Origin of the sequence: Cytobacillus sp. Bva_UNVM-123 (assembly GCF_046351715.2) — a bacterium.
In the GTDB taxonomy this organism is placed as follows: domain Bacteria; phylum Bacillota; class Bacilli; order Bacillales; family Cytobacillaceae; genus Cytobacillus.
In genome coordinates this window covers 2,790,777-2,812,524 of sequence record NZ_CM177772.1, presented here as the reverse complement: position 1 = coordinate 2,812,524, position 21,748 = coordinate 2,790,777, and the positions used below count along the sequence as shown (strand labels likewise).

General features: G+C 36.9%; 16 protein-coding genes and 1 pseudogene. 10 read left to right on the top strand and 7 right to left on the bottom strand.

Annotated elements, in window-relative coordinates:
• Positions 1 to 139 precede the first annotated feature (139 nt).
• The 5 genes from KDN24_RS13980 to oppF all read left to right on the top strand — a co-directional run bounded on the left by KDN24_RS13980 (position 140) and on the right by oppF (position 5,915).
• The gene (locus KDN24_RS13980; RefSeq protein ID WP_409973660.1) at positions 140 to 1,795 is read left to right on the top strand and encodes a peptide ABC transporter substrate-binding protein; all 1,656 of its coding nucleotides are present in this window, start codon (positions 140 to 142) and stop codon (positions 1,793 to 1,795) included.
• Between the two features lie 128 nt (positions 1,796 to 1,923).
• The gene (locus KDN24_RS13975; RefSeq protein ID WP_409973895.1) at positions 1,924 to 2,859 is read left to right on the top strand and encodes an ABC transporter permease; all 936 of its coding nucleotides are present in this window, start codon (positions 1,924 to 1,926) and stop codon (positions 2,857 to 2,859) included.
• Positions 2,860 to 2,862: 3 nt separating this feature from the next.
• Complete coding sequence (locus KDN24_RS13970) at positions 2,863 to 3,777, top strand: ABC transporter permease (protein ID WP_409973661.1); 915 nt, start codon at positions 2,863 to 2,865, stop codon at positions 3,775 to 3,777.
• Between the two features lie 133 nt (positions 3,778 to 3,910).
• On the top strand, positions 3,911 to 4,978 hold the full coding sequence (locus KDN24_RS13965; protein WP_409973662.1) for an ABC transporter ATP-binding protein: 1,068 nt from the start codon (positions 3,911 to 3,913) through the stop codon (positions 4,976 to 4,978).
• Between the two features lies 1 nt (position 4,979).
• Positions 4,980 to 5,915, top strand: coding sequence for an oligopeptide ABC transporter ATP-binding protein OppF (gene oppF / locus KDN24_RS13960; protein ID WP_409973663.1), 936 nt, complete (start codon positions 4,980 to 4,982; stop codon positions 5,913 to 5,915).
• Positions 5,916 to 5,998: 83 nt separating this feature from the next.
• Here oppF and narI read toward each other — a convergent pair whose 3' ends face one another.
• From narI to KDN24_RS13940, 4 genes are read right to left on the bottom strand one after another with little or no spacing between them, the layout of a single operon-like run.
• Positions 5,999 to 6,688: a respiratory nitrate reductase subunit gamma gene (gene narI, locus KDN24_RS13955; RefSeq protein ID WP_409973664.1), complete on the bottom strand. Its 690-nt coding sequence runs from the start codon at positions 6,686 to 6,688 to the stop codon at positions 5,999 to 6,001.
• Entirely contained in the window at positions 6,664 to 7,239 is a 576-nt protein-coding gene (gene narJ, locus KDN24_RS13950) for a nitrate reductase molybdenum cofactor assembly chaperone (RefSeq protein WP_409973665.1), read from the bottom strand. The genes narI and narJ overlap by 25 nt, the downstream gene beginning before the upstream one ends.
• A 21-nt stretch (positions 7,240 to 7,260) precedes the next feature.
• Positions 7,261 to 8,727 (bottom strand): nitrate reductase subunit beta, encoded by a 1,467-nt coding sequence (gene narH / locus KDN24_RS13945; RefSeq protein ID WP_409973666.1) that lies wholly within the window; start codon positions 8,725 to 8,727, stop codon positions 7,261 to 7,263.
• Positions 8,717 to 12,394, bottom strand: a complete 3,678-nt coding sequence (locus KDN24_RS13940; RefSeq protein WP_525931247.1) for a nitrate reductase subunit alpha — start codon at positions 12,392 to 12,394, stop codon at positions 8,717 to 8,719. Before KDN24_RS13940 ends, narH begins: the two co-directional genes overlap by 11 nt.
• A gap of 356 nt (positions 12,395 to 12,750) precedes the next feature.
• Between KDN24_RS13940 and KDN24_RS13935 the strand changes: the two genes are divergently transcribed.
• Positions 12,751 to 13,608, top strand: a complete 858-nt coding sequence (locus KDN24_RS13935; protein ID WP_409973667.1) for a PhzF family protein — start codon at positions 12,751 to 12,753, stop codon at positions 13,606 to 13,608.
• A 186-nt stretch (positions 13,609 to 13,794) separates the two neighbouring features.
• Positions 13,795 to 14,669, top strand: a pseudogene (locus tag KDN24_RS13930) (IS1182 family transposase); the annotation flags it as partial.
• Between the two features lie 106 nt (positions 14,670 to 14,775).
• Here KDN24_RS13930 and KDN24_RS13925 read toward each other — a convergent pair.
• Complete coding sequence (locus KDN24_RS13925; protein ID WP_409973668.1) at positions 14,776 to 15,474, bottom strand: Crp/Fnr family transcriptional regulator; 699 nt, start codon at positions 15,472 to 15,474, stop codon at positions 14,776 to 14,778.
• 232 nt (positions 15,475 to 15,706) lie between these two features.
• On the opposite strand from KDN24_RS13925, the gene KDN24_RS13920 reads away from it, so the two are divergent.
• The gene (locus KDN24_RS13920) at positions 15,707 to 17,203 is read left to right on the top strand and encodes a nitrate/nitrite transporter (protein ID WP_491348050.1); all 1,497 of its coding nucleotides are present in this window, start codon (positions 15,707 to 15,709) and stop codon (positions 17,201 to 17,203) included.
• Positions 17,204 to 17,315: 112 nt separating this feature from the next.
• On the opposite strand, the gene KDN24_RS13915 is transcribed toward KDN24_RS13920, so the two are convergent.
• Both KDN24_RS13915 and KDN24_RS13910 read right to left on the bottom strand, forming a co-directional pair.
• Entirely contained in the window at positions 17,316 to 17,744 is a 429-nt protein-coding gene (locus tag KDN24_RS13915; protein WP_409973669.1) for a VOC family protein, read from the bottom strand.
• Between the two features lie 71 nt (positions 17,745 to 17,815).
• Positions 17,816 to 18,907: a CdaR family transcriptional regulator gene (locus KDN24_RS13910; RefSeq protein WP_409973670.1), complete on the bottom strand. Its 1,092-nt coding sequence runs from the start codon at positions 18,905 to 18,907 to the stop codon at positions 17,816 to 17,818.
• A gap of 253 nt (positions 18,908 to 19,160) precedes the next feature.
• Here KDN24_RS13910 and KDN24_RS13905 point away from each other — a divergent pair, with 253 nt between their 5' ends.
• Positions 19,161 to 20,303, top strand: coding sequence for a glycerate kinase (locus KDN24_RS13905; RefSeq protein WP_409973671.1), 1,143 nt, complete (start codon positions 19,161 to 19,163; stop codon positions 20,301 to 20,303).
• A 58-nt stretch (positions 20,304 to 20,361) separates the two neighbouring features.
• The gene (locus KDN24_RS13900) at positions 20,362 to 21,702 is read left to right on the top strand and encodes a GntP family permease (RefSeq protein WP_409973672.1); all 1,341 of its coding nucleotides are present in this window, start codon (positions 20,362 to 20,364) and stop codon (positions 21,700 to 21,702) included.
• Positions 21,703 to 21,748 lie beyond the last annotated feature (46 nt).

Below are 21,748 nucleotides of genomic sequence, written 5' to 3'. Positions count from 1 at the left end.
CTAGAATTCTTTTATAGTTTGTAATCTTCCTTTATTTGGCAAACTATTTAAATTACATAATATATCCAGAAGCTTTTATAACATTTTAAAATATTAAAATAGTAAAGATCGTTTGGAAAATAGAGAAGGGGGAAATACTTTGAAAAAGAGATTATCAATCTTATTTAGCTTGTTGCTTGTTCTTAGCATGTTCCTTGCTGCTTGTAATGGGAATAAAGCAAGTACAGGTGAAGAAAAGCCAAAAGATGAAGGAAATAAAGAGCCGGCTGCCGAGGAGGTTGCACAAGATTTACGAATTAATATTAATACAGAACCACCTTCCTTGCACCCAGGTTTAGCAAAGGATACGACTTCAGGAACTGTATTGCGCCAAACTTTTGAAGGATTAACACGAATTAATCAAGACGGTGTTGCAGAGAATGCGGCTGCAGAAGATATTAAAGTTTCAGATGACCAAACAGTTTATACATTTAAATTACGTGATATGGTCTGGTCAAACGGTGATCCTGTTACTGCAAAAGACTTTGAATATGCTTGGAAATGGGCCTTAGACCCAAAAAATCAATCTGAATATGCTTACCAATTGTATTATGTTAAGGGTGGTGAGGCAGCAAATACAGCTGGCGGCTCTTTAGATGATGTTGGTGTTAAAGCATTAGACGAGAAAACACTTGAAGTTACACTCGAGAACCCAACTCCTTATTTCTTGGAGTTAACAGCTTTCTATACTTACTTACCTATCAACAGTAAAATTGCTGAAGCAAATCCAAATTGGGCAAATGATGCTGGCGACAATTACACAACGAACGGACCTTTCGTTATGACACAATGGTCTCATAGCGACAAAATTCTTTTAAAGAAAAACGAACAGTATTGGGATGCAGATTCTGTAAAGCTTAACTCAATTGAGATGATTATGATTAATGATCCAAACACAGAGCTGTCAATGTTTGATAATGGCGAGCTTGATTGGGCTGGGATGCCAACAGGAAATCTTCCAACAGATGCGATGCAGCACTTGAGAGATGAAGGACGTCTCAATGTTGAAGCAATTGCTGGGGTTTATAATTATAAGTTTAACGTAACGAAAGAGCCATTTAATAATGTGAACATTCGTAAAGCATTTACTTATGCAATTAACCGTCAAGAATTAATTGAGAATGTTACACAAGGTGAACAACTTCCAGCAATGGCAATCGTACCGCCATCAATGTTCCCTGAAAATGAAAAAGGCTATTTCGCAGATAATGATGTAGAAAAAGCAAAAGAATTTTTGCAAAAGGGATTGGAAGAGCTAGGATATAAGGATGTTTCAGAGTTTCCTGCTGTTACACTTTCTTATAATACAAGTGAAAATCATCAAAAGATTGCTCAAGCGATTCAAGATATGTGGAAAAATAATCTTGGAGTTGAGGTAGAGCTTGATAATCAGGAATGGGCTGTTTTCCTTGATAAGATGACGGCGCTAGATTACCAAGTTGGTCGAATGGGATGGCTAGGAGACTTTAACGATGCGATTAACTTCCTAGAAATGTACCGTGATGCTGATGGTGGTAACAATAATACTGGTTGGGAAAATCCTAAATTTAAAGAGTTACTTAATAACTCTGCTAATGAAGGGGATGCTGATAAGCGTCAGCAAATGCTGAAGGATGCAGAAGCGGTCTTTATGGAGGATATGCCGGCTGCACCAATTTATTTCTATACAAATACATGGGTGCAAGTTGATAATTTAAAAGATGTTGCTGTATCTGGACTTGGAGATGTCCAGTACAAGTGGGCTTACTTTGAATAAATAACAGTTAACTTGACCTGAAGGTATATGGGGCAGGGAAGATTTCCCCCTCGTATACCTTTTTTTGCCTAATTACTATAAAGGCCAAATTTATTCATGTTCATGAAAAGAATTGGAGGTGTTAAATGATGGCTAAATATATTGGTAAGCGCTTACTTTTTATGTTAATAACATTATGGCTAATTATTACAGCGACATTTTTCTTTATGCGCATTGCTCCCGGAAACCCATTTACCTCTGAAAAGAAAATGCCGCCAGAAATTGAGGCGAACCTAAATGCTCATTTTGGGCTCGATCAGCCTTGGTATGTCCAATATGGGGAATATTTAGTAAGGATCGTAAATTGGGATTTTGGACCGTCATTTAAATATAAAGCCCAAACTGTCAATGATTTGATTAATGAGGGTTTTCCAGTATCATTCGTTCTTGGGATGGAAGCGATCTTTTTAGCTGTTTCAATTGGAGTGCTTTTAGGTATTATTGCTGCATTAAAGCATAATAAATGGCAAGATTACTCAGCTATGATTTTTGCAGTTTTAGGAATTTCAGTTCCGTCCTTTATCATGGCTTCTGTTTTGCAATATATCTTTGCAATAAAACTAGGAATTTTTCCCGTTGCCCGCTGGGAATCTTTTATGCATACTGTTCTTCCAGCTGTTGCCCTAGCTTCTACACCAATGGCATTCATTGCAAGATTGACTCGTTCAAGCATGCTTGAAGTTTTAAACAATGATTATATTCGAACGGCAAAGGCAAAGGGATTAAGCCAAGGGGTAATAACAGTAAGGCATGCGATCCGCAACGCATTGCTTCCAGTGGTAACCTATATGGGACCATTGACTGCGGGAATTTTAACTGGAAGCTTTATAATTGAGCGGATTTTCGGAATACCAGGACTAGGAGCTCACTTTGTTACAAGTATTGGGAACCGCGATTATACTGTCATTATGGGGGTTACGGTATTCTATAGTATTCTATTACTCTTATCCATTCTCCTTGTTGATATTGCATATGGAATCATCGACCCACGAATTAAACTTGCCGGTGGGAAGAAGGGGGAGTAACTGATGCAGCATTCAAAGGATAAATTTCAACTTGTTGGAACAAGGATTTCAGAAGCTGAAAAAATCTCAAAACCAAGTCTATCGTTTTGGAAAGATGTTTTCATTCGCTTTAGAAAAAACAAACTAGCGTTATTTGGATTGTTTTTGTTATTTCTCCTTATTCTCATGGCTATTATCGGACCGCATTTAACAGACTATGATTATGCAACAAATAATTTAACGAATAAAAATAAACCCCCATCAGCAGAGCATTGGTTTGGTACAGATGATCTCGGACGGGATGTTTTCACACGTACATGGGAAGGGGCAAGAATTTCCATCTTTATTGGTGTAGCTGCTGCATTGATCGATCTCTTTATCGGAGTTATATGGGGTGGACTTTCGGGCTATAAAGGCGGACGAACAGATGAAATAATGATGCGGATTGCTGATGTACTTTACGGAATTCCATATTTATTGCTCGTCATTTTATTAATGGTCGTTCTTGGACAAGATCTTTGGACGATGATTATCGCAATGTCCATCATTGGTTGGATTAATATGGCAAGAATTGTCCGCGGGCAAGTTCTTTCTTTAAAAACACAAGAATATATACTTGCTGCGAAAACACTTGGGGCCAATACGAATCGAATCATGTTCCGTCATTTAATTCCTAATTCAATGGGGCCAATTCTAGTCACAATGACATTAACAATTCCAAATGCTATTTTTACAGAGGCCTTTTTAAGTTATTTAGGACTGGGATTGACTCCGCCTCTAGCTAGCTGGGGAACGATGGCAAATGATGGGTTACCAGCATTAAAGTATTATCCGTGGCGGTTATTTTTCCCGGCGACTTTTATTTGTTTAACCATTTTTGCCTTTAATGTTGTTGGTGACGGTTTGCGTGATGCTCTTGATCCAAGACTTCGTAAATAGGAAAAGCCGAGGCGGCTTGCCAGGGGCGACAAGCTTAAGGCGAGCTGGCATGAAGACTGTCCTTTAGTCTTCTTGGCAGATTGACTTAAGACCTCGAGACCCTAGACGCCGGAGCTAGACAGGGAGTGAGAATATGGAAAAAATATTAGAAGTGAAAGATTTAGCTGTCTCATTCCAGACTTATGGAGGACAAGTTCAAGCAGTTCGAGGAGTTAGCTTTGACCTTCATAAAGGGGAGACTCTTGCTATTGTAGGTGAATCAGGCTCAGGTAAAAGTGTTACTTCACAGACAATTATGAAACTAATTCCGATGCCTCCCGGAAAAATTACAGGTGGTGAAATTCTTTTCAATGGAGAAGATATCGTTCCGAAAACAGAAAAGCAAATGGAGAAAATTCGCGGCAAGGAAATAAGTATGATTTTCCAAGATCCGATGACTTCTTTAAATCCTACATTGAGAATTGGCTATCAAATTATGGAAGTATTAATTAAGCACCAAAAAATGACAAAAAGTACTGCGAAAGCTCGGGCAATTGAGTTGCTTAGGCTAGTTGGAATTCCTATGGCTGAAAAACGAGTAAATCAATATCCACATGAGTTTTCAGGTGGGATGAGGCAACGTGCAATGATTGCAATTGCTTTAGCCGCAAATCCGAAGCTGTTAATAGCGGATGAACCTACAACAGCTTTAGATGTAACGATTCAAGCACAAATTCTCGAATTAATGAAAAATTTGCAAAGTAAAATGGATACATCCATTATTTTTATTACACATGATCTTGGTGTTGTCGCAAATGTGGCAGATCGTGTAGCAGTTATGTATGCTGGACAAATTGTTGAAATGGGAACGGTTGATGAAATTTTCTACGATCCAAGACATCCATACACATGGGGATTGTTAGCATCAATGCCGAGTTTAGATAATGATGATAAAGCAGAACTTGCTGCAATTCCGGGTACACCGCCGGATTTAACGAACCCACCGAAAGGCTGTGCATTTGCACCAAGGAACAATTACGCTTTAGCGATTGATTTTGAGGAAGAGCCTCCATTTTATCAAATTTCAGAAACGCATTTTGCCAAAACTTGGCTCCTTCATCCTGATGCACCTAAAGTAGTACCGCCAGAAGCTGTTTTAAAAAGGCAGCGTAAATTAACCTCCCAATTTGTTAAGCCAATTTTAGTGGAGGAGGGCAAATAAAGTGGCTGAGAAATTAGTTGAAATAAAAAATTTGAAGCAATATTTTAATAGTAGTAAATCAAATATGGTTAAGGCTGTTGATGGAATTACGTTCGATATTTATAAAGGGGAAACACTTGGATTAGTTGGGGAGTCGGGATGTGGGAAATCGACAACAGGTAGAACGATTATTAGACTCTATGAAGCTACTAGTGGCCAAGTTCTATTTAATGGTGAAGATGTCCATAGTAAAAAATCAGCAAGAGAACTTAAGAAATTTAATAGGAAAATGCAAATGATTTTCCAAGATCCGTATGCTTCTCTTAATCCACGTATGACAGTGGCTGATATTATCGCAGAAGGGATTGATATTCACGGACTGGCAAAAACTAAGAAAGAGCGAATGGAAAAAGTTTATGAACTTCTTGAAACAGTAGGATTGAATAAGGAGCATGCGAATCGTTATCCACATGAATTTTCCGGCGGTCAAAGACAACGAATAGGCATCGCCCGTGCACTTGCTGTTGATCCCGATTTCATTATTGCTGACGAACCGATCTCTGCTTTGGACGTTTCGATTCAAGCGCAAGTTGTTAATTTAATGAGAAAGCTTCAACGAGAAAAAGGGTTAACCTATTTATTTATTGCTCATGATCTTTCAATGGTTAAATATATTAGTGATCGAATAGGGGTCATGTATTTCGGCAAGCTAGTAGAGCTTGCAAGTTCCGAAGAATTATATAAAAACCCAATGCATCCTTATACTCAATCACTTCTATCGGCGATTCCGCGTCCTGATCCTGAAATTGAACGGATTCGCATTCGAAAAACGTATGATCTTAAAGTTCATAATTATAGTGACAATGATGAACTAGAGATGAGAGAAATTACTCCTGGACATTTTGTTTATTGTTCAAAGAAGGAAGAAGAACAATATAAGGCTCAATATAAGAAATAGGGAGTTAAAAAGCCACGCGAAAAGACAATTATCGTCTTTACACGTGGCTTTAATTATTTAATGAATTTTACTTTAATATTTGCTTAAACACTTTCTTGCTTTGGTCCACGTTTACGGTATATAACGTGGCTTCGAGATAAGTAACGGAATGGCACACTAAACACATGAACCAGACGAGTAAACGGCCATGAAGCAAAAAGCCCGAATGCAGCTAGCATATGGATTTTGAACCAAGTTGGGACGGTTTCTAAATAGCTGACATCTGGATGGAAGAGCAGTACACCTCTGAGCCAAGGACCAATCGTTGCCCGGTAGTCAAATCCATTAGAATCAATATTCAAAAATGTTGCAGACATTCCAGATAGGATAACAATTAAAAGAAATATAAGTGAAACCCAATCACCTTTCGTACTTGTCGCAATGAGTCTGCGAACAGTCATGCGGCGATAAAGAAGAATCAATATCCCGACTGTTGCCGCAATCCCAGCTGGTATACCGCCTATTAATGCTATAGTATGGTATTGATGCTCAGATACTCCCATTGCTTCATATACACCTATTGGGATTAATAAGCCCATTACGTGACCTCCGAAAACAAAGATGATACCCCAGTGGAATAAATTGCTGCCAATTCTTAATAATTTTTTTTCTAATAATTCACTTGATTTAGAAGTCCAGCCAAATTGATCATGCTGATAACGATATATATGTCCTCCGATAAAGATGGTTAACACAATATATGGGAGAACTACCCATAAAAATTGTTCAAACATAATTCTTCACTCCTTCTTACAGACTTTGTTATGCCTGCTTCTTGAAGAGCTAACATAATGGCTCTCAACAGATGGCCATATAAATTATCATTTGGGTTAACATTTCCTGCAATTTCTTTCATGTTCACGAGATATCGTTCAAAAACAGGCTTCATTATCTCTTCATCAACAAGGCTAGCAAATTCGAGCATAATTGGTAAGTAATCTGGTAATTCTTTGTCAGTTACCGAAAATCCGTGTAGCTTATAATAATTCTTCAAAAAAAGGAGATCCATCCCACGTTCACGCTGTTCACCGTTTGACATATATGTCACATAGAGATTCGATTTTTTCCCGAAATCGAATGTGTTCACATATATTGAAACTAATTCAGCTTGTGCCATATTTTTAGCCTTCTGAAAAAAATAGCCGATTTCCTCTTTAATATGCGGAATTGTCATCGATTCAAGTTCAGATTCCATTTCCTCAACTGAATCGATATACTCCTGATCAGGATAGCTTAATAAATAGGAGCAAAGCTGAAAAGTTTCTTGGAGTTGCTGATAATTCATTTACAAACACCCACTTTCATTTTAAAGTGTCCCACAAGCACCTGGACCACCAGCAAATGCTAGGCCACAGCTTCCTTGTTCTTCATAAAGGTTAGCGACTTCCTCACGATGTGAAGGAGGAATAACAAAACGGTCCTCAAATTTAGCGATGGCAAGCAGACGGTACATATCATGCATATCTTGTTCGGTTAATCCTAATTGTTCAACGACTGAAAGATTAGGTTGTTTTTTCGTTTGGACGCTTCTCATAAATGTTCTCATCACTGCCATTTTCTTTAAAACGTTACGAATATGTGTTTCATCACCTGCTGTGAGAAAATTAGCTAAGTACTCAATTGGAATTCGCATTTGATCGATAGCAGGGAAAATGTCATCTTCGCTTGAATGGCTTCCTACTCCCTCGAACATATTCATGATTGGACTTAATGGCGGGATATACCATACCATTGGCATTGTCCGATACTCTGGATGGAGTGGGAGGGCAATTTTCCAATCAATAATCATTTTATAAATGGGTGATTTTTGTGCTGCTTCGATAAATGCCATTGGAATGCCTTCTTTCTTTGCAGCTGCTACGACTTCGGGATCATTTGGATCTAGAAAAATGTCTAATTGAGCATGATACAAATCTTTTTCATTTGCCAAAGCTGCTTGTTCAACTTTATCTGCATCATAAAGCATGACACCGAGATAACGAATCCGACCAACACAAGTTTCTGAACAAATCGTTGGTAGTCCAGCTTCAATTCTTGGAAAACATAATGTGCATTTTTCGGCTTTATTTGTTTGCCAGTTAAAATAAACTTTTTTGTATGGACATGAAGAGACACAGTGTCTCCATGCACGGCATGCATTTTGGTCAACTAAAACGATTCCATCCTCATCACGTTTATACATTGCTCCTGATGGACAAGCACTCACACATGATGGGTTAATACAATGTTCGCATATTCTTGGTAAATACATCATAAATACTTCTTCAAATTCAGTCCGAATTTGATTTTCCATTTTTTCGACATTCGGATCTTGTAGACCAGTTATATGACCGCCAGCTAAATCATCTTCCCAGTTTGGTCCCCAAAGAACCTCCATAAATTCACCAGTTAAGGCAGATTTCGGACGGGCCACAGGTTGAGTTTTCCGCTCTGGGCTATTTGTTAATGTTTCGTAATCATAGTTCCAAGGCTCATAATAATCATCGATTGTCGGAAGATTAGGGTTATAAAATAAATTAAGTAAACGATTCGTTTTTGAACCAGACTTTAATTGTAGTTTTCCGTTTTTTACTTCCCAGCCTCCACGGTATAAGTCTTGATCTTCCCATCGTTTAGGATAGCCAATGCCAGGCTTCGTTTCAACGTTGTTAAAGTACATATATTCTGCACCTGGACGATTTGTCCAGGTGTTTTTGCATGTAACACTGCAAGTATGACAGCCAATACATTTATCTAAATTCATGACCATTCCAATTTGCGCTTTAATCTTCAAGCCAATCAACCTCCTTAAGTTTGCGGATAATGACATTTACGTCACGCTGATTTCCGGTTGGTCCGTAATAGTTAAAGCCATAGCTTAATTGAGCATATCCGCCAATCATATGAGTTGGTTTTACAAAGATTCGTGTAGGACTGTTATGGGTGCCTCCACGATTGCTCGTTAATTTCGTTCCAGGAACATTAATATGTCGGTCTTGAGCATGGTGCATAAAAGCCATTCCTCTAGGAATTCTGTGAGATACAACGGCTCTTGCCACGACTACACCATTGCGATTAAAACATTCGATCCAATCGTTATCTTCCACACCAACTTCATTGGCATCTTCTTTATTCATCCAAACAGTTGGTCCTCCGCGAAACAGTGTTAGCATCGGCTGGGAATCGAAATACATACTATGAATAGACCATTTATTATGTGGAGTTAAATAGTTTAAGACAATTTCTTTTCCTTCTGCATTTGGTCGATTTTTCTTAAATGGCTGTTGCTGCAAAATAGGTTTAAATGTTGCCATTGCTTCACCAAATTCCTGCATCATTTCATGGTCAATATAAAATGATTGTCTGCCCGTAATTGTTCGCCAAGGTATAAGCCGCTCGACATTTGTTGTGAAAGGTGAGTAACGGCGCCCACCTTTTTCAGAACCACTGAAGGCAGGAGAGGTAATAACTGTTTTTGGTTGTGATGTGATTTGGGCAAAAGTAAAGCATTCTTCCTCGCGTTCTGCTGCTAAATCTGTAAGCTTTAGATCTGTTTTCTTTTCAAGAGCTTCCCAAGCTTTAACCGCCATTCTGCCATTTGAAGTGGAGGATAATGTTAATACAGCCTCACAAGCATTTTTCGCTGTGTCAAGACTTGGACAACCTTCACCAATGCCGCTACGAACAGTTCCTAGGACGTTTTTCAGCTTGTTGTATTCCTCTTCAGCAGACCAATTGATTCCCTTAATTCCATATGGGGTATTTTTAACGCCAGGTCCTAAGGAAGTCATTTTCTCATATATAAGCTTGAAATCTCGCTCGACTACATGAATTTGTGGCATGGTTTTACCAGGAATCGGCTCACATTCGCCTTTGCTCCAATCTTTAATTACTCCGAATGGCTGAGCCATTTCTTGTGGAGTATCATGTAGAAGTGGAGTAGCAACAACTTCTTTAATTGGCTCCAAATCGAGCTCGGCAGCCAAATTGGAAACTGATTTTGCAATCGATTTAAAGATTTCCCAGTCTGAGCGTGCTTCCCAAGGTGCTGATATTGCAGGGTTAAACGGATGAATGAACGGGTGCATATCTGTGCTGCTTAAATCATGCTTCTCATACCATGTTGCAGCAGGAAGGATGATATCAGAATAAAGGGCAGTTCCAGCCATACGGAAATCTAAATTGATTAATAAATCAAGTTTTCCTTCAGCTGCTTCGTCATGCCATTTCACTTCTTCTGGTTTTAAGCTGTCTTCATCATCATTCAATACTCCACTCGTTGTTCCTAGTAAATGCTTTAGAAAATATTCATGGCCTTTACCTGAGCTTGAAATTAAGTTTGATCGCCAAACAAATAAGTTTCTTGGGAAGTTAACAGGATTGTCCGGATCCTCAATAGCAAACTGTAATTTGCGTTCTTTCAGTTGGTTAGCTACGAAACGACCAATTTCTTCAGGTGTTTGGGCGCCTGTTTTAACGGCTTCATTATAAATATCAATCCCATTTTGATTAAATGTTGGATAAGAAGGAAGCCAGCCAAGTCTAGCAGCCATCACGTTGTAATCAGCATAATGGTCATAGCGTGCTTTATCATAAATAGGTGAAATATGTTCGCTAACCGGCTGTTCTTCATAACGCCATTGATCTGTTGAAAAATAGAAAAATGATGTTCCATTTTGTAGTTTTGGCGGACCTGACCAGTCTTTTGCAGTCGCAATCGTTTGCCAGCCCTCAACAGGTCTTAGCTTCTCTTGACCAACATAGTGAGCCCAGCCGCCGCCATTAACACCTTCAGCACCAACAAAAAGGACAAGGTTTAATACTGCCCGATAAATGGTATCTGAGTTGAACCAATGGTTAATTCCAGCGCCAACGATAATCATGGAGCGCCCATCTGTATCAAGGGAGTTTTGCGCAAATTCACGAGCAATTTTTACAACAAGTTCCTTTTTCACTCCTGTAATCTTTTCTTGCCATGCTGGAGTAAAGGGAATATCATCGTCAAGTGATTTGGCAGTCTCACCACCAAGACCTCTATCAACCGCATAGTTAGCTAACGTTAAATCATAAACGGTCGTTGTATAAAAAATATTTCCATTGCTTTCTACTTTTCTCACTGGCACATTGCGATAGAGCACTCGATTTCCATCATGTGAAAAATATGGAATTTTAACGGTTGCAATTTCTTCTTCAATACCTTGGAAGGATAGTCTTGGATCAATGTTCTCTCCAGTTTCTTCATCCAGCATTTTTAAATTCCATTTTGCTTTATCTTCCCATCTTGCCCCCATTGTTCCATGTGGGATGACAAATTTTCCATTTAATTCGTTAAAAAGGACAGGTTTAAACTCTCCATTTCCAGTATTTTTCCCAAGATCAACAGCATTGAGGAAACGGTCAGGGATGAAATGGTCTCCGTCTTTTTTCAATGTGACGACGAAAGGGAAATCAGTATATTGTTTTGAATAATTAATAAAATAGTCATGCTGGTTTTCGACATAAAACTCTTTTAAAATAACATGTCCCATTGCCATTGCTAACGCACCATCAGTACCTTGCTTTACTTTCATCCAGTCATCAGAAAATTTGGTCGATTCAGCATAGTCTGGGCTAACAGAGACAACTTTAGTTCCACGATATCGTACTTCTGCAAGGAAATGAGCATCAGGTGTTCTTGTTTGCGGAACGTTTGAGCCCCAAGTCATAATATAACCAGAATTGTACCAGTCACTGCTCTCAGGTACATCTGTCTGATCTCCCCAAATTTGTGGTGAAGCAGGAGGGAGGTCAGCATACCAATCATAGAAACTAAGCATTGGACCACCCATTAATTGCATAAACCGTGAACCAGAAGCATAGCTTACCATCGACATTGCCGGAATCGGTGTAAAGCCGACGTTTCGATCTGGACCGTATTTAATGATTGTATAAAGCATAGATGCTGAGATTAGCTTCAATACTTCATCCCATTCAGCCCGAACTAGTCCACCTTTTCCCCGTGTTTGCTTGTATGCCTTAGCTTTTTCAGGGTTTTCGACAATGCTCTTCCAAGCTTCTAACGGACTTTCATTCACTTTTAAGGCTTCACGCCACATATTTAAAAGAGCACCACGAACATATGGATATTTCACACGTAATGGACTGTAAATATACCACGAAAAGCTTGCTCCACGAGGGCAACCGCGCGGCTCAAAGTCAGGCATATCAGGTCCAGTTGAAGGATAATCTAATGCTTGACCCTCCCATGTGACAATGCCATCCTTTACATAAACATCCCAGCTGCATGATCCGGTACAGTTTACTCCATGTGTGGAACGAATAACTTTATCATGCTGCCATCTTTGGCGATATGCTTGTTCCCAATTTCGATTTTCATAAGTTGTTTGGCTATGATTATTGGCTTGTTTTTCTATTGGTTTTAAATATTTGAGACGATTTTGTAAAGGTGAACGCTTCTTCATAAAAATCTCTCCCTTTCAAATCTTAATAATTTATTTGAATTATTAGCTTAGCTTCACTGTAACAATATCGAGATAGTGGAAACTGTGAAGTACTTCACACCGTACACTTTTGTCATATTTTAGACAAAATAAATGGTTTGTTGCTTTTTTAATAGGAATTAGCTTCGTGTGCATTGAAAGTTTGGACATAAAAAAAGACTGACATTAGTCAGTCTCAGACTGTAGACAAACTATTTTTGGAGAGTTCAGATGCTAAAAAATAGTTTGTCTCTTTCTTTATAGCAAATTTATCCAACAACATTTAACTAGTGTTTTCTATGCTACAATTTACTATAAGTGAGGAAGGAAGGTGTCTTATGAAAATATCCGTTTATGTTGCAAGTGCATTTAGCAAGGATCATAAAGGCGGAAATAAAGCAGGAGTGGTATTTATTGAGAATACATTGTCCACTACTCAAAAAATGGCAATAGCCAAACAACTGGGCTATGCGGAAACCGCATTTATATCAGAATCTGAAATTGCTGATTATAAATTTGAGTATTTTACACCAAAAGAAGAAGTTGATTTATGTGGTCATGCCACAATTGGCTCTTTCGCGATACTGATGCATTTAAATAAACTTTTCAGGAATCGCTATACGATTGAAACGAACAGCGGTGTTCTTACTATTACCATAAAAGATGACATCATATTCATGGAACAAAACAAACCGATATTCTATGATGTTGTATCTCCAAACGAGTTCATCGACTGTTTTGACATTAAAGCTATAGACAATAAATACCCAATTCAAATTGTCTCCACGGGCTTAAAAGATATTTTAATTCCTATAAAAAGCGAAACACGATTACATGCACTGCAACCTAATTTTGAAAAAATTAAAGAAATCAGCAAGTATTATAATGTTGTCGGGATGCATCTATATACTTTTAATGACAATCGAATTATATGCAGAAATTTTGCTCCACTATACGACATCAATGAAGAAGCAGCGACTGGAACTTCAAACGGTGCATTAGCTTGCTACCTTTATGAACAGCACTACTTGCAAAAAGAAGTCTATGTATTTGAACAAGGTTATTCTTTACACTCGCCTTCCGAAATATTAGTTAAATTAGCAACCAATAGCAAGAATGAAATAGAAAAAGTTTATGTTGGCGGCAAAGGCTATTACTGTGAAACTAAGTGTTTAAATGTAGAAAATATTGAGTGAAAATAAAAAAACACCGAAAAAAAGGTTGAGAAAATAATTTCTCAACCTCAGACTGTAGACAAAGTATCTGATTATTCGATACTTTGTCTTTTTTTCTTGGTAAAATGGAGAAAAGGAGCTGATTTAGATGTTGAAAAAACAAGATATGAGTAAACGAGATCAAATTGGTTTTTATTCTTTAGATGATTTTATATTAAAAGCTTACAAGAAGAAGTTGAGAAGGATAGAGAAAAACGATTAAAAAAGCCCTTAAAAAGAAAAATAGGAAGTGATTTAAAAGTAAAAAAGAAAAAAGTAAGTACGACAGATAATGAAAGTGGTTGGTTTCATAAGGGAGAACATAAACAAGTATTTGCCTATGCCACACAAGTGGCATGTGATAAAAATGGATGGGTATTAGGCTATACAACACATCCTGGAAATCAACATGACAGTAGAACTTTTATTTTTCTTTATAATAAATTAAAAAGCCATTTTACTTTAGATAAACTAATAATGGATGCTGAATATAAAACGCCTGGAATAGCACATAAATTATTTGAAGATGATTTAATTCCTGTTTTCCCCTACAAACGACCTATGACTAAAAAAGGATTTTTCAAAAAATATGATTATGTTTATGATGAATATTTTGATCGTTACATTTGTCCTATATGAAAACTTTAAATTATACAACAACTAATAGAGAAGGTTATAAAGAATATAAAAGTAATCCCAATGATTGTTCGTCTTGTCCATTCATTACCTCATGTACAGAATCAAAGAATAAAACTAAGTTAATTATGAGACATTTATGGGAAGATGAAATGGAACGATGTGAGGATATCCGTCATTCCCTTGGAATGAAACAACTTTATGGAATTAGAAAGCAAACAATAGAACGATTATTTGGAACAGCTAAAGAATTTCATGGTCTTCGCTATACGAATATGATTGGTAAAGAAAAAATGCACATGAAAATGGGGCTTACTTTTGCTTGTCTAAATATAAAAAAAATAGCAAAAATCCTGAAATTAAGAGACCAAAAGGACTCTATTTTTTTTCCTATTTCTATGTTTTAATTCAAAAATAGAGAAATAGATAAAAAAACAAACACATTATTTAATTGAACAATGTGTTTGTCTTCAATCTGAGACTGACATTAGTCAGTCTGTAAAGAAATTCTCCTTATTCAATGCTACAATATGTGATAGGACAATTTTCACAAGCAATTTCATCTCTTAAATATTGAAGATTATGAATGGTGATTTTACCCTTATTTATTGAAATAACACCTTCACGTTTTAACTCATTAAGAAACTTGTTCGTACTTTCTCTCGATGTTCCGCAAAAGTTTCCTAGCTCTTGGTTTGTTAAAGGAAGATCAATCAATACTCCATTTTTTTTCATAACACCATAACTATTTGTCATTCGAATGAGAGTGGAATACAATGCACCTTTTTTTCCATGAAGAACGAGATCACGAAATTTCGTTTGTGTTTTTCGAAAATGATCACTCATCCATTTCATAAATTCAAAAGCTAATGCACTATTATTAAATATTTCTTTCTCAATCACAGCTTTTTTGAGGACAGCGACTTCGCCTTCTTCAACTACTAATGCACTTAGGAGATACTTAGGGGAATTAGTGAACAAAGTTAATTCACCACAAATATCATTTTCTCCAGCAATTCGTAATGTTAGTTCACGTCCGTCAGCAGTCACTTTACTTATTTGCACTTTTCCTGAAACAATGATGTATAGTTGTTCTGCATCTGTTCCTTCTCGAAATAAATATTGACCTTTTTCAGTGCTTATTGTTCGATCGGCTAATCGAAGTAGTTCCTTGATTTCAATTGATTGAGTTGGTCTCATTTGATGAGGCATATAATTACCCCCTTGTATATTAATCCGACGAACGCTGTTACTCTCATTTTAACATAATTTAACTCATCATTCTTTAAAAATAACCTGTGAAGATTTTATGAACTCGAAAAATGTGTGAACATCTTCACATCTTAAAGTTAAAGATTTTTTTACGCTGTAAATAAGCAAGGGGAAAATACATGTATTGTTAACCTGAATTAATTTAGTTAAAGGATGAAAGGGGAATGTCATTATGAAACCAAAGGCATTACAATTACCTCTTCAAACAATAAGTTTAATTGCTGGATTCATGGTATGGGTCATTCTATCTGCTCTTATGCCGTTTATTAAAGAGGATATTCAATTATCTGCAACTCAATTATCATTAATTACGGCAATCCCTGTCGTGTTAGGATCCATATTAAGAATTCCAATAGGCTATTGGACAAATCGCTTTGGGGCACGGAAGTTATTTTCAATTAGCTTTTTGCTTTTATTGTTCCCGATATTTTATATTAGCAATGCAAATACCTTCAATGATTTGCTAATAGGTGGGCTTTTTCTTGGGATAAGTGGGGCTGTTTTTTCAGTTGGTGTTACTTCATTGCCAAAATACTACCCGAAAGAAAAGCATGGATTTGTTAACGGAATTTATGGTGCTGGTAATATTGGTACTGCCATTACAACGTTTGCTGCACCTGTGATCGCCATTTCAATTGGATGGCAAGCTACGATTAAACTATATTTAATTTTAGTACTTGTAATTGCTGTTTTGAACTTTTTCTTAGGTGATAAAAACGAAGCAAAAGTAATGACACCGTTAAGTGTGCAAATAAAAGGTGTTTATAAAAATGAGAAGCTATGGTTTTTAAGCTTATTTTACTTTTTAACATTTGGAGCATTTGTAGCATTTACGATTTATTTACCTAACTTTCTAGTCTCACATTTTGAACTTGAAAAAGTTGATGCAGGTTTAAGAACAGCAGGGTTTATTGCAATAGCGACTTTCTTGCGTCCTGTTGGCGGTTGGCTTGGTGATAAATTTAATTCCTTTAAAATATTAATGATTGTTTTTGGAGGATTAACCTTATCAGGAATAATTCTCGCATTTACTCCATCATTGCTAGTTTATTCAATCGGTTGTATAACCATCGCCATTTGTGCAGGACTTGGAAATGGCACGATTTTTAAACTTGTACCAATGTACTTTTCAAAGCAAGGTGGAATTGTTAATGGAATCGTTTCAGCTATGGGAGGGTTGGGAGGTTTCTTTCCACCATTAATTCTTTCATTCTTATTTAACTTAACAGGTCATTATGCCATCGGATTTATGGCATTATCTCAAGTTGCCATGGCAAGCTTAATCATTGTTATCTGGATGTATTATCAAGATAAATTAAATATGGCTTCGCTTATTCTTAATCACACTGTTGAAGGAGTAATGGTGACAGATGTAAATGGGAATATCGAACAAGTAAATCCAGCCTTTACAATTGTAACTGGATATGATGAAGACGAAGTAATCGGGAAGAATCCCCGTATTTTGAACTCAGGAAAACATGGAACAGCTTTTTATGAAGAAATGTGGCAAACGATTAAAGAAGATGGCCATTGGCAAGGGGAAATATGGAATAGAAAGAAAAATGGACAAGTATATTTAGAATGGCTCTCAATTAGTGCGATTAAGAATGACACTGAAGAAATCAAAAATTACGTTGCAATGTTTAGTGAAATCAAACAAATATCATAATACCTATTAGGCTGTTAGTTCAATAAATGAACGAACAGCCTTTTTTGTGGCTCAATTAGACATAAAAAAAGCAAAGGAGCTTTCATTAGGAAACACCTTTGCTATTATTTAATTAGTTTTTTATTTCTTCATTTTCATAATTTAACTGCCATTCTATTCCGAATTTGTCGGTGATTTGGCCATAGCATTTGCTCCAGAAAGTTTCTTGAAGCTCCATATTTACGGTACCATCTTCTTTTAGTTTATGGAAGATTGACTTTATTTCATCTTCATTATGACTGACTACAGATAAACTAATATTGTTTCCTAGGACGAAAGGAGAACCAGGAAACGTATCGGAGAACATAACCATGCTTCCATTAATAGTAAGGCGTGCATGCATGACTAGATTTTTTGCTTCTTCTGGTAAGGGATACTCAGGGTTTGGTGGTGTATCTCCAAAAGTCATAATATGGGGCTTGTCTGTTCCAAAAACTTCTGCATAAAATTCAACAGCTTCACGACAATTACCATTAAAATTTAAATAAACATTAACAGCCATTTGCAATCACTCCTTCATTTGAAATACTTTCGAAACTTATTGTACCATTCTACTTTTTTAATTTCAAAATTTTATTTCTTTTCTTTCATCTTCCATATCCAGATTGCTAGCTGAAGTGTAAGTGCGTCTTGAAAATGCTGTGGATCATAGCCCGTTTTTTCTTTAATTTGCTTAATTCGATAAATAAGTGAATTACGATGAATAAACATACTTTTAGCACAATCACTAATATTTAAGTTGTGAGCAATAAATTGTTCTACCGTTTGGATTAGTTTTTCAGATAAATTATTTAATATTCTAGTGGAAAATTGTTGCCTAGACCGCTTATTAATTTGCTCTAAAAGAGCCTGTATTTCAATATCAGCATATGCGATAATAGGCATTTCTAATGTGCTCGCTTTTAAAGAACTTAAAGCTTCCTCGTAATGTTTAATATGTGCTAGCTCCATCACTTGTAAACCCATTCCAATCTTTGCTTCTATCCCTTTCGCATTTATTATTTTTAAACTTTTACATAATTTTGCTATAAAATCTGCTTCTTTCATTTTCGAATTTACTATAAATAATAGGTTCGCATTTAAAAAACCAATTAAAGTATGTTTCGGATTAAAAAAATGCTCTAAAAGCTGGAATAGCTCACTTTTTTTTACGTGAAATAGCTCCAAATTAATCATCGCTACTTGATAAGGTGGACATAATTGGACTTCAATTAATTGAAGACGATTCATAATAGAGTCCATATTTAGCGGAAAGCTTATGACTTCCTCAAAAATGAGCTCTTTCATATGCTGTTTCCATTCCAATTGTTTCATCAGAAACGATTGTTGAATGATCATTTCTGTGATCATTTTTACAAGCTCTCCGAATTCCATAATTTCATCAGAATTTCCAGTAATTCCCATTACCCCGATCATATCGTTTTGAAATTGGATTGGAAGGTTAATTCCAGGACGAGCTCCTTCCCAATGTTTTTGCTCATTTTCCCGAATAATAAGCGGCATTCCTGAACGTAGTACTTCGATCGCACCGTAATGTGCTTTGTTCACACGTTGTAAATCGCCTGAAGCAATGATCGTTCCATTTTCATCCATAATATTAATATTTCGATTTAGCCGATTCATTGTTTGTTCTACAATTTCTTTTGCAACCTTTTTCGTTAGCATAATATGCAACCTCATAACATTTATTTTTGTATAGGATAGATAAAAATAAGTATAAAAACAGCTCGTTTTTTGTTTATTGGAAACGATGAATAACTTTGTGTGTGACTTTATAATAAATATTAAGCTAGTTTGTGTTATACAACAATGTTTTTTTGAAATAACAGTTATACATAAGTATACAATTCTAGCCAGCTTACTTGAAAAATGAAGGACTTTCAAAGTTTTCGATTATTTTTTTAAGGTGGAACATGATATGAAAATTGTTATTGCACCAGATTCATTCAAAGGTAGTTTAACGGCTATTGAAGCTGCACAAGCAATTGAAAGAGGGGTGAAAAAAGCATTACCTAGTGGAGAAACAGTCATTGTTCCTGTTGCAGATGGTGGGGAAGGAACGATGGAAAGCTTAGTAAAAGCAACGAATGGTCATAAAGTTGAATGGACCGTAAAAGGGCCAATGCAAAATCCTGTTCAAGCAGCTTATGGAGTTCTAGGAGACAGCGAAACATGTGTAATTGAAATGGCGATGGCGTCAGGAATATGTCTCGTTAATTCGGAAAATCTTAATCCAATGAAAGCTACGACATTCGGTACAGGTCAATTAATTAAAAAAGCACTAGATGATGGTTTCAGAAAATTCATTCTTGCAATTGGTGGGAGTGCTACTAATGATGGTGGAATTGGAATGCTCCAAGCGTTAGGAATGAGGCTGTTAGATAGTGACGGATTATCTGTACGTTATGGTGGTGCCAAGCTTGCCCGAATTGCTTCGATCGATACTTGTGATTTTGATGGGCGAATAGCAAACAGTGAATTTATTATAGCCTCTGACGTCCAAAATCCATTAATCGGTGAGAACGGAGCAACATATATATTTGGACCCCAAAAAGGAGCAACACCTGAAATGGTTAAAGTACTTGATAAAAATTTATCTCATTGGGCTGATTTGGTAGAGAAACAAATAGGTATTCATTTGCATGATCGGCCAGGTGCAGGTGCAGCGGGTGGCATTGGTGGAGCTTTTCAAGCTTTTTTTCCTTCTAAAACAAATAGAGGAGTTGACATCGTTATTACATATTCAAAGCTCGTGGAACAATTAGAAAATGCAAATATCGTTATAACTGGTGAAGGACAAATTGACTTTCAAACAGCTTCTGGAAAAACACCGATGGGAGTAGCTGAAGCTGCTATGAAAAAGGGAATTCCTGTTTTTGCCCTCACTGGATCGATTGGCCAAGGAATCGATATTTTATACGAGCATGGGATTACGAGTGTTCATAGTATTATCAATACTCCAATGTCTCTCCAGGAAGCGATAACAAGAGCAGAAGAATTGCTTGAACGAACAGCTGAACAGGTTATGCGAACATATATCGCTTCATTTATAAGTAAATAATCATTCTCACATGACATCTCTGCTGAATAAGAAAACTAGTTAACAGGAGGAAAATATCGTGTTATTTGCTGTATTAATCATTGGAGTTTTATTGATTATTGTTGCTACTTCAAAATTTAAACTACATCCATTCCTATCGCTTTTATTAGGAACTTTATTTGTTGGGTTTGCTTCCGGGATGCCACTTACGAGTTTAGTTGAGAATATTAATACAGGTTTTGGTAGTTTAATGGGAGGAATAGGTCTCGTCATTGTATTCGGGACCATTATTGGTACAATATTAGAAAAAACAGGTGCAGCTTTACGAATGGCAGAAGTTGTCCTTCGCGTAGTAGGTCCAAAAAGACCGCAGCTTGCGATGAGTATTATTGGATATATTGTTTCAATCCCTGTGTTTTGCGATTCTGGTTTTGTTATTTTGAATAGTTTAAGAAAGGCGTTAGCTAAAAGAGCAAAGGTTGCGGCAGCATCAATGTCTATAGCGCTAGCAACTGGATTATTTGCAACCCATACTTTAGTTCCACCAACTCCTGGACCAATAGCTGCAGCTGGAAATATAGGGGCAGAAGGCTATTTAGGCACAATCATTTTAATCGGTTTAATTGTCGCCATTCCAGCAACCATTGTTGGTTATTTTTGGGCAACCAAGGTCGTTACAAAAATAGAAGTAGAGGAAACGGGAGAAGAATTAGATTATGATGAAATTATTCGCTCATTTGGGAAAATGCCTTCTACTTTTAAATCCTTTTTACCGATTGTCTTACCAATTGTATTAATCGGAGTTGGGTCTGTCGTTTCATTTTTCAAGATGGAAGGTAATCTAGCAGCTTTCTTGTCCTTTCTAGGTCAACCAGTCATTGCCCTTATGGCAGGTATGCTTGCTGTATTTACTTTATTGCCTAAATATAATGAAGAAACTTTATCAAAATGGATCGGTCAAGCTTTATTAGATGCTGCACCAATCCTGCTTATTACAGGTGCTGGTGGAGCATTTGGCACTGTGATCAAAAATACAGGCATAGCTGACATCATTCAAGGATGGAATCTAGCGAATACATTCTCAGGAGCGTTATTTCTGCTTATTCCTTTCCTTATTGCTACGGCGCTTAAGTCAGCACAAGGTTCTTCCACCGCAGCACTCGTCATTACATCCTCTTTAATTGCTCCATTGCTCCCAACAGTTGGGATAGAAGGTGCTGTACCTTTAGCTTTAGTCGTTATGGCAGTCGGAGCCGGTGCTATGACAGTAAGTCATGTAAATGATAGCTTCTTCTGGGTTATTACGGAATTCAGTGGGATGAAAGTACAAGATGCTTATAAGGCACAAACGATGGCTACCCTTTTGCAAGGGATTGTAACGATTATCGTAACGATGATTCTCTGGGTAATTTTAGTTTAATAGATTAAGATGAAAGGAGGCAGTCCTCAAAAAGTCATTGTTTAAG

Excerpts from the sequence above, each read along its gene's own strand:
- KDN24_RS13975 (WP_409973895.1), top strand. The coding sequence starts at position 1,924 with ATGGCTAAATATATTGGTAAGCGCTTACTTTTTATGTTAATAACATTA.
- KDN24_RS13970 (WP_409973661.1), top strand. The coding sequence starts at position 2,863 with ATGCAGCATTCAAAGGATAAATTTCAACTTGTTGGAACAAGGATTTCA.
- KDN24_RS13965 (WP_409973662.1), top strand. The coding sequence starts at position 3,911 with ATGGAAAAAATATTAGAAGTGAAAGATTTAGCTGTCTCATTCCAGACT.
- narI (WP_409973664.1), bottom strand. The coding sequence starts at position 6,688 with ATGTTTGAACAATTTTTATGGGTAGTTCTCCCATATATTGTGTTAACC.
- narJ (WP_409973665.1), bottom strand. The coding sequence starts at position 7,239 with ATGAATTATCAGCAACTCCAAGAAACTTTTCAGCTTTGCTCCTATTTA.
- KDN24_RS13940 (WP_525931247.1), bottom strand. The coding sequence starts at position 12,394 with ATGAAGAAGCGTTCACCTTTACAAAATCGTCTCAAATATTTAAAACCA.
- KDN24_RS13935 (WP_409973667.1), top strand. The coding sequence starts at position 12,751 with ATGAAAATATCCGTTTATGTTGCAAGTGCATTTAGCAAGGATCATAAA.
- KDN24_RS13925 (WP_409973668.1), bottom strand. The coding sequence starts at position 15,474 with ATGCCTCATCAAATGAGACCAACTCAATCAATTGAAATCAAGGAACTA.
- KDN24_RS13920 (WP_491348050.1), top strand. The coding sequence starts at position 15,707 with ATGAAACCAAAGGCATTACAATTACCTCTTCAAACAATAAGTTTAATT.
- KDN24_RS13915 (WP_409973669.1), bottom strand. The coding sequence starts at position 17,744 with ATGGCTGTTAATGTTTATTTAAATTTTAATGGTAATTGTCGTGAAGCT.
- KDN24_RS13910 (WP_409973670.1), bottom strand. The coding sequence starts at position 18,907 with ATGCTAACGAAAAAGGTTGCAAAAGAAATTGTAGAACAAACAATGAAT.
- KDN24_RS13905 (WP_409973671.1), top strand. The coding sequence starts at position 19,161 with ATGAAAATTGTTATTGCACCAGATTCATTCAAAGGTAGTTTAACGGCT.